The following is a 7,943-nucleotide window of genomic DNA, read 5'->3' on the forward strand; positions in this document are numbered from 1 at the left end:
AACACGATGAATACTGGACTGCTGGTCCTTCGGCTGGTGGTGGGTCTCCTCATCGCCGGGCACGGGGTGCAGAAGGTGAGTTTCCGCCTCGGAGGCAACGGCTTGGCCGGCGGAACGGAGGAGTTCCGCCACGACGGATTCCGCGGCGGCCGGCTGACCGCGGTCGTCGCGGGGGCCAGTCAGATCGGGGCCGGCCTGTTCCTGACCGCCGGGCTGCTCACCCCGCTGGCCGCGATGGCCGCGATGGGCGTGATGACGGTCGCCGGCACCGTCAAGTGGCACAAGGGACTGTGGGTTCAGAACGACGGCTACGAGTACCCGCTGGTCCTGGTCGTCGTGTCCGCCGCGCTGGCCCTCACCGGGCCCGGCCGGTGGTCCCTCGACGGCGCGCTGGGCGTCACGCCCTGGCCGCTCTGGGTCGTCCTCCCCGCGATCGTGCTCGGCCCGGCGAGCGGCCTGCTCACCCGGCTGGTGTTGCACCGCCCGCCGGCCGTCCCGGAAAGGAAGCAGTATGCGCAGACTGCTGAATGACGCGCTCGACACGCTGGCCCCGCGGGGAGAGCGACGTCACGGTCCGCTGCCTCCTCTGATGCTGACCCTCACGGTGGTCACCGGCCTGGTCGACGCGGTGAGTTATCTGGGGCTCGGCCACGTCTTCGTCGCCAACATGACCGGCAACGTGGTGTTCCTGGGCTTCGCGCTCGCGGGTGCCGCGAACCTCTCCGCGCTCGCCTCGGTCGTCTCGCTCGCATCCTTCCTCCTGGGCGCCCTCGCGGGCGGCAGACTCGGAGCCCGGTTCGCGACACATCGCGGCCACCTGTTGAAGACGGCCACGGGGGTGCAGACCGTCCTGGTCGCCGTCACGTCGGCGGTCGCTGCGGTGGCCGACGGCCGTGTCACCACCACCGTCCAGTACACGCTGATCGTGTTCCTGGGGCTCGGCATGGGCCTGCAGAACGCGGTCGCCCGGCGCCTGGGCGTCCCGGATCTCACCACGACCGTACTGACCCTGACCCTGACGGGGCTGGCCGCGGACTCCACCCCGGCCGGCGGTGCGGCACCGCGGCCCGGCCGCCGGATCCTGTCCGTGCTGGCGATGTTCCTCGGCGCACTCGTCGGAACCGGACTGCTGCTGCACGGTCACCTCGTGCTCACCCTGAGCCTGGCGCTGCTGCTCCTCGCGCTCACCTCCGTGGTCACCCACCGCCTCTCGGCCGGCGGCCCCGCCTGGACCCGGTCGGAGTCCTGAGGGCGGCCCGTCCGGGGGCACCCGCCTGGCGCGGCATGTCCACCCGCGCTGCGCCCGCACGTCGCCCCAATCCTCGCTACTCCGCTCCCACTCCGCACCGGTCAGGACCAGCATGAGCGCCGCTCCGTCATCATCCGGCCCCTCGACGTCGGACTCCCCCTGGGCGCCGCTTGCGGCGCGCGTCTTCCGGGCGCTGTGGATCGCCCAGTTGGTCTCCAACGTCGGCAGCTGGATGCAGACGGTGGGCGCACAGTGGCTGCTCATCGGGCACGACGCGGCTCTGGTGACTCTCGTCCAGACCGCGTCCAGCCTGCCGGTGGTCCTGCTCGCCCTGCCCTCCGGGGTGGTCGCCGACCGATTCGACCGCCGTTCGGTACTGCTCGTCGCGCAGTTCGCCATGCTCGCGGTCTCGGGCGCGCTGGCCGTGCTGGCGTTCACGGACGCGCTCACGCCGACGGCGCTGCTCGCTCTCACCTTCCTCCTGGGGTGCGGCACCGCGCTGATGGGCCCGGCCTGGCAGGCGATCCAGCCGGAAATGGTGGAACGCCGGCTGCTCGGTCAGGCAGCGGCGCTGGGCGCGGTGAACATGAACCTGGCCCGCGCGGTGGGACCGGCGCTGGGCGGGGCGGTGGTCGCGGCGGCGGGCGCGGGGTGGGTCTTCGCCTTCAACGCGGTGTCCTACCTGGGCATCGCGGCCGTCCTCGTGCTGTGGCAGCGTCCGCGGACCGCCCTGCCCACCGGGGGGAACGAGCGGCTTCCGGCCGCCCTGAACGCGGGGCGCCGCTACGTCTGGAACGCGCCCGGGGTGCGTCGGGTGCTGCTGCGCACGACCCTGTTCATCCCCGGCGGCGCCGCCCTGTGGTCGCTGCTGCCGCTGAGCGCCAGTCGCTCCCTGGGCCTCGGTTCGGGCGGATACGGGCTGCTGCTGACGGCGGTCGGCGTGGGCGCTGTGGCGGGGGCCTTCGCGTTGCCGCGCATCCAGCGGGTGCTGGGCGTGAACGGCACGCTCGCCGCCGGTGCGCTGGTGTTCGCGGCGGTGCTCGCGGTGCTGGCCACGGTTCGGGCGCCCTGGCTGGTGACCATCGTCCTGCTGCCCGCGGGCCTCGCCTGGATCGGCGTGCTGTCCACCCTGAACGCGGCGGTGCAGACGCGGCTTCCGGGCTGGGTGAGGGCGCGCGGACTCGCCGTCTACCTCCTGGTCTTCCAGGGCGGTCAGGCGCTGGCAGCACCCCTGTGGGGCGCGGTGGCCGACTGGCTCGGGCTGACGGCCGCCCTCCTGGCCGCAGGCGCCGTGATGCTGCTGAGCGCGGCCAGCGTGCGGCGATGGCCACTGCACGACGCCGAGGGCATCGACCCCTCGTTGTCCGACCACTGGCCCGCTCCCCCGCTGGTGTTCGAACCCGGAGAGGCCGACGGCCCGGTGCTGGTCTCGGTCGTCTACCGGGTCGCCCCGGACCACCGCGCCGAGTTCACGGACCGGATGAGCCATGTCGCCCGGTCCAGGCGCCGTACGGGAGCCCTCGAGTGGGGTCTCTACCAGGACGGCCACGACCCGGAACGGTTCGTCGAGAACTACCTGGTGGCCTCCTGGGCGGAACACCTCGCCCAGCACCACAGCCGCCTCACGGTCACCGACCGCCGCCACGAGGAGCGGGCCCGGGCGCTGCTCGTCCCGGGCACCCGACCGGAGGTCACCCACGCCTTCGCGGCCGGTTCGGGACCCGTCGTGCCGGATCGGGCGGAGCAGGCTTCGTACCCCGGCCGCAGATCGTGATCCGAGCTGCCGCGTTCGCCCGGTGCCCGGGTCCGGGCCTGGTGCCGCGGCCTGCGGGAGGAGTTGCGCTCACCAGCGCAGGGCGGTGAAGTCGATGGGCCGGGGTGAGAGCTCCGCGGTGCGGCCGACCAGGTCGTGCATCCGGTGGGCGAACTCGTCGGCAGGCAACTGCTTACGGTCGCCGTGGCCCGGCAGTAGCCATGCGAAGCGCACGCGCGGCGCCGTACGGGCCAGCGACGCGGCCAGTTCGCTGATCGAGTACCAGGTGACCGACTCGGCAACGGCGACGTCGTCGTCGGTCCGGGACCAGTAGAAACTGTCACCGCTGAAGCAGTAGGTGTCGTCGGCGAGGTACAGCACGCTGCCCTCGCGATCGGCTCGGTGCCCCGGAGAATGCCGTCGGCGTCCGGCGCGGAGGCCAGGTCGCCTTCGTGGATCCACAGGCGGGCGCCGAACCGGTCGGCGTATTCGCGGCCGTGCGCGGCGTGGTCGCGATGGGTGAGCAGCACGTCGGTGATCGGGCCGAGGGCGGCGTATTTCGTGGCCAGTGCGGAGCTCCAGCGCGGCGTGTCGATCATCATCAGGTTTCCGGCCGGCCGGCGCAGCAGGTAGGAATTCGCGCCGGCAGTGTGCGGCGAGTTGTGCCCGCACAGGTGCACATGCTCGGCAAGGCGCAGCGGGAAGGGGTCGAGTGCCGGGTGCGGTGCGCGTGCCCCGTGCCGGATCGATCGGGTGTGGCACGCGAATGCCGCGGCGTATAACGCCTGTTCTTCCGCGGTGGTACGCGGCTGGCGGACGACCGAGGAGCGACCGGCGACCTCGGCGATGAGTCCCGGTGCGAGCTGCCGGGCGACGTCGCAGTTGGTGCAGCGGCTATCGACGCGCCAGGCCGCGTCGGTCGAGTACTCGTTCATGGCGTGGTCCCCCCGCGCAGGCTGGTGGCGATTAGCGCCCAAATGAATATCACGCGCCACACGGAAGAGCCAATCAGGAAAGCTATTGATTTTGCTGGAAAACCCTGCTCTCGAACTCTTTTTTCGATGCACGTTGACAATTCCTGAAACAGCGCTCCGCCTGCCGACGTACTCGGCCGCCGCTGACGTCTGCCGAGGCGGGGGGACCCGTCACGATCGATCGGCCAGGCGCTCTGTCCGGTAACCATGTGGCGGTTCAGCAGCACCGTGCCCCAACTGCGCGACCCGCAAGATCACGATCCAGGGCCGGAGTATGGGGCGCTCGGTGTCACGGGCGGGGGATGTTGCGGAGGTTGGCCCGGGCCAGGTGGACCATACGGCCCACGCCTCCGCTCAGGACGGTCCGGCTCGCGGACAGGGCGAAGCCGGTGAGCTGTTCGGTGGTGATCTTCGGCGGCACGGCCAGCGCGGCGGGGTCGGTGACGACGTCCACCAGCGCGGGACCGTCATGGGCGAACGCCTCGCGCAGCGCGTCCCGGACCTGACCCGGCTGCTCCACCCTGATGCCGCGCGCTCCGGCGGCCGTGGCGATGGCGGCGTAGTCGGCGTGCGGGTAGGTCGTGCCGTGCGGGGGCAGGCCGTCGACCATCATCTCCAGGTCGACCATGCCGAGGGAGGAGTTGTTGAAGACGACCACCTTGACCGGCAGGTCGTACTGGACGAGCGTGAGGAAGTCGCCCATGAGCATGGAGAACCCGCCGTCGCCGGAGAGCGAGACGACCTGACGGCCCCGGTCGAGGAACTGGGCGCCGATGGCCTGGGGCAGCGCGTTGGCCATGGAGCCGTGCACGAAGGAGCCGAGAATGCGGCGGCGGCCGTTGGGCGTGAGGTAACGCGCCGCCCACACACAGCACATGCCGGTGTCGACGGTGAACACGGCGTCGTCGGCGGCCTCTTCGTCGAGCACGGAGGCCACGTACTCGGGGTGGATGGGGGTGTGCCGGTCGACATCGCGCGTGTAGGCGCTGACGGCGCCTTCGAGGGCGTGCGCGTGCCGCTCCAGCATCCGGTCGAGGAACCGGCGCGACTGCTTCTCCCGCACCGCGGGCGTCAGGCAGCGCAGGGTCTCGCGTACGTCCCCCCAGACGGCGAAGTCGAGTTGGGTGCGCCGGCCGAGCCGCTCGGGCTGCACGTCCACCTGCACGGTGCGCACACCGCGGGGCAGGAAGTCGGTGTACGGGAAGTCGGTGCCGAGGAGGATGAGCAGGTCGCACTCGTGCATGGCCTCGTAGGCGGCGCCGTAGCCGAGCAGTCCGGACATGCCGACGTCGTACGGGTTGTCGTACTGGATGTGTTCCTTGCCGCGCAGGGCGTGGCCGACCGGGGCCTTGACCTTCCCGGCGAACTGCATCACCTCGGCGTGGGCTCCGGCGACGCCCCGGCCGCAGAACACCATGACGCGTTCGGCGCCGTCCACCAGTTCGGTGAGCCGGGCGATCTCCTGGTCGCTGGGGCGGATGGCGGGCAGGTCCAGGGGCATGGCGAGTTCGGGTGCCGCGTCCGGGGAGTCCTCGGCGGCGGTGTCGCCGGACAGGGCCACGACCGAGACCCCGCGCCGGCCCACGGCGTGCTGGATGGCCGTCTGCACCACGCGGGGCATCTGACGCGGTGAGGAGATCAGCTCGGAGTAGTGGCTGCACTCGGCGAACAGCCGGTCGGGGTGGGTCTCCTGGAAGTAGCCGGTGCCGATCTCGCCGCTGGGTATGTGGGCGGCCAGCGCGAGCACGGGCGCCATCGAGCGGTGGGCGTCGTACAGGCCGTTGATCAGGTGGAGGTTGCCGGGCCCGCACGATCCAGCGCACGCGGCGAGCCGCCCGGTGAGCTGGGCCTCCGCTCCGGCGGCGAACGCGGCGACCTCCTCGTGACGCACTTGGATCCACTCGACGTCGGCGTGCCGTCGGACCGCGTCGACGACGGGATTCAGGCTGTCTCCGACCACGCCGTACATGCGGCGCACACCGGCGCGCGCCATGAGGTCGACGTACTGTTCGGCGATGGTCTGCTTGGCCATGGCACTCCTCGGGTTCGGGCCTTGCGGCACGACCCTCCGGGCGGGAGCACGGAGGGCCTGCCTCGCGCCCGGCCCACGCTAGTGAGCGCGGAGCGCCGCGGTTGTCCGTCCGCGCACGGGATCGGTTCCGGCAGCGCACCGGGCGCCGGCGGCGCCGGGGCGGTCTCCGGTGGCGGTCGGGTGGATGGGCCCGTCCAGCAGGGAGAGCGGGCGGGCGGTGCGGCCGGAGCGTACGGCGATGAGTTCCGCGGCGAAGGACACGGCGGTCTCCTCGGGTGTCGACGCGCCGAGGTCGAGACCGAGGGGCGCGTGCAACCGCGCGAGGGCGTCGGGCGACACGCCGGCCGCGGCGAGGTCCTCCCTCCTGCGCGCCTGGACACGGCGGGAGCCGAGGGCTCCCACGTAGGCCAGGGGGCGGCCGAGGGCTTCGGCGAGGGCGGGGACGTCGAACTTCGCGTCGTGCGTCATCACGCACACCACGGTCCGGTGGTCGGTCTCCGTGGCCGCCAGGTACCGGTGGGGCCAGTCGACCACGACCTCGTCGGCGTCCGGGAAGCGCTCGGGTGTGGTGAAGGTGGCCCGGGCGTCGCAGACCGTGACGTGGTAGCCGAGGAGGGCGCCGATCCTGCTCACCGCGGCGGCGTGGGCGTTGGCGCCGAACACCAGCAGCCGGGGCGGCGGGGCCCACGCCTCGAACAGCACGCGCGGGCCCTGCGACTCGCTCGGCACGCCGGCGTCGTGGGGGCGGTCCTCGCCGGGGTCGTACGGCCGTGACGCACCGGTCTCGTACGTCCGTACGGCGGTGCCGTCCCGGTCGAGCATGTGGCGGGCGTCGGCAAGGACGGCGAGGTCGAGGGCGGGGTCGCCGGTGCTGCCCAGGTGGCCGTCCCGCCACACGGCGACGGAGCCGGTGTCCGCGCCGGGTCCCGGCAGCACGCGCGCCACGACGACCGGGCGCCGCGCCGCCGCGGCCAGTGCGGCGGCGCCGAGGACCCGTGCCAGGCCGTCGTCCACGGCCTGGACGAGGACGTCGATCTCGCCTCCGCACATCAGCCCCACCGCGAACGCGTCGTCGTCGGCGTACCCGAAGGACACGCACCGCGCCTGCCCCGACTCCAGCACCTCACGGGCCAGGTCGTAGACGGAGCCTTCGACGCAGCCTCCCGACACACTGCCGAGGGCCGTGCCGTCCTCGTGGACGCACAGCGCCGCTCCGGTGCGCAGCGGTGCGCTGCCCCGGACGGCGACGACGCTCGCCAGGGCACAGCGGGCTCCGGCGGCCTGCCACTCCAGCAGGCGGGGCGCCAGGTCTCGCATGGGATCTCTCCGATCTGCCGTCAGCCGTGGTTCGCCGTGGTCAGCCCGAGGAACCGGCGGCCGTTCGCTTCGAGCGTCGCGGCGTCGAAGCCGTGCGCCAGCGGGAAGCCGACCGGGTCGGGCTGTGCCATGTCGAAGGGGTAGTCGCTGCCGCACACGATCCGCTCGGGCGAGGCGTGGGCCCGCAGCAGCGCGAGGACCTCGGGGTCGTGGGTGATCGTGTCGAAGTAGAGCAGGCCGAAGGACTCCGCCGGGGGCCGGCCGCTGCCGCGGCGCACGTCGTCGCGGGTGCGCCAGCCGTGTCCCCACCGGCCCAGCAGCGCGGGCGCGCAGCCGCCGCCGTGGACGAAGCAGATCCGCAGGCCGGGGAATTCCTCCAGGACGCCGCCGAGCAGGACCCCGGCCACGGCGGTCGTGCTCTCCACCGGGTTGCCGATGAGGTTGACCAGGTAGTGGTGGTCCCATTCGGGGCGCGGCAGCTGCATCGGGTGGACGAGGACGGACAGGCCCAGTTCGGCGGCGATGCCGAGGATCTGCCGGGGAACGCCCCGGTCGTAGGAGCGGCCGTCGACCACGGGCGGGACCGCGATGCCCGGGATCCCGTCGGCGGCGGCGAGC

General features: G+C 72.7%; 6 protein-coding genes and 1 pseudogene. 3 read left to right on the top strand and 4 right to left on the bottom strand.

Going from position 1 to position 7,943, the window contains the following annotated elements:
- Positions 1–6: 6 nt before the first annotated feature.
- The 3 genes from C3488_RS29555 to C3488_RS29565 all read left to right on the top strand — a co-directional run bounded on the left by C3488_RS29555 (position 7) and on the right by C3488_RS29565 (position 3,023).
- Entirely contained in the window at positions 7–531 is a 525-nt protein-coding gene (locus tag C3488_RS29555; protein ID WP_103843957.1) for a DoxX family protein, read from the top strand.
- Positions 512–1,249 (top strand): YoaK family protein, encoded by a 738-nt coding sequence (locus C3488_RS29560; protein ID WP_103843949.1) that lies wholly within the window; start codon positions 512–514, stop codon positions 1,247–1,249. Before C3488_RS29555 ends, C3488_RS29560 begins: the two co-directional genes overlap by 20 nt.
- A 112-nt stretch (positions 1,250–1,361) precedes the next feature.
- A complete protein-coding gene (locus tag C3488_RS29565) occupies positions 1,362–3,023 on the top strand; it encodes an MFS transporter (protein WP_103843950.1) in 1,662 nt (553 codons plus the stop codon).
- A gap of 69 nt (positions 3,024–3,092) precedes the next feature.
- Here the strand turns inward: C3488_RS29565 and C3488_RS29570 are convergent.
- The 4 genes and pseudogenes from C3488_RS29570 to C3488_RS29585 form a co-directional block, all read right to left on the bottom strand.
- Positions 3,093–3,937, bottom strand: a pseudogene (locus C3488_RS29570) (4Fe-4S domain-containing protein).
- A 328-nt stretch (positions 3,938–4,265) separates the two neighbouring features.
- Positions 4,266–6,008 carry a pyruvate dehydrogenase gene (locus tag C3488_RS29575; RefSeq protein ID WP_103843951.1) on the bottom strand — a complete coding sequence of 581 codons (1,743 nt, stop codon included), beginning with the start codon at positions 6,006–6,008 and terminating at the stop codon, positions 4,266–4,268.
- Between the two features lie 78 nt (positions 6,009–6,086).
- The gene (locus C3488_RS29580) at positions 6,087–7,325 is read right to left on the bottom strand and encodes an XdhC family protein (RefSeq protein ID WP_103843952.1); all 1,239 of its coding nucleotides are present in this window, start codon (positions 7,323–7,325) and stop codon (positions 6,087–6,089) included.
- A gap of 20 nt (positions 7,326–7,345) precedes the next feature.
- On the bottom strand, positions 7,346–7,943 hold a 598-nt coding region (locus C3488_RS29585; protein ID WP_181139247.1), incomplete at its 5' end, for an amidohydrolase family protein.

The sequence above is a fragment of the Streptomyces sp. Ru72 genome (assembly GCF_002920635.1).
GTDB lineage: Bacteria > Actinomycetota > Actinomycetes > Streptomycetales > Streptomycetaceae > Streptomyces.

Excerpts from the sequence above, each read along its gene's own strand:
- C3488_RS29555 (WP_103843957.1), top strand. The coding sequence starts at position 7 with ATGAATACTGGACTGCTGGTCCTTCGGCTGGTGGTGGGTCTCCTCATC.
- C3488_RS29560 (WP_103843949.1), top strand. The coding sequence starts at position 512 with ATGCGCAGACTGCTGAATGACGCGCTCGACACGCTGGCCCCGCGGGGA.
- C3488_RS29565 (WP_103843950.1), top strand. The coding sequence starts at position 1,362 with ATGAGCGCCGCTCCGTCATCATCCGGCCCCTCGACGTCGGACTCCCCC.
- C3488_RS29575 (WP_103843951.1), bottom strand. The coding sequence starts at position 6,008 with ATGGCCAAGCAGACCATCGCCGAACAGTACGTCGACCTCATGGCGCGC.
- C3488_RS29580 (WP_103843952.1), bottom strand. The coding sequence starts at position 7,325 with ATGCGAGACCTGGCGCCCCGCCTGCTGGAGTGGCAGGCCGCCGGAGCC.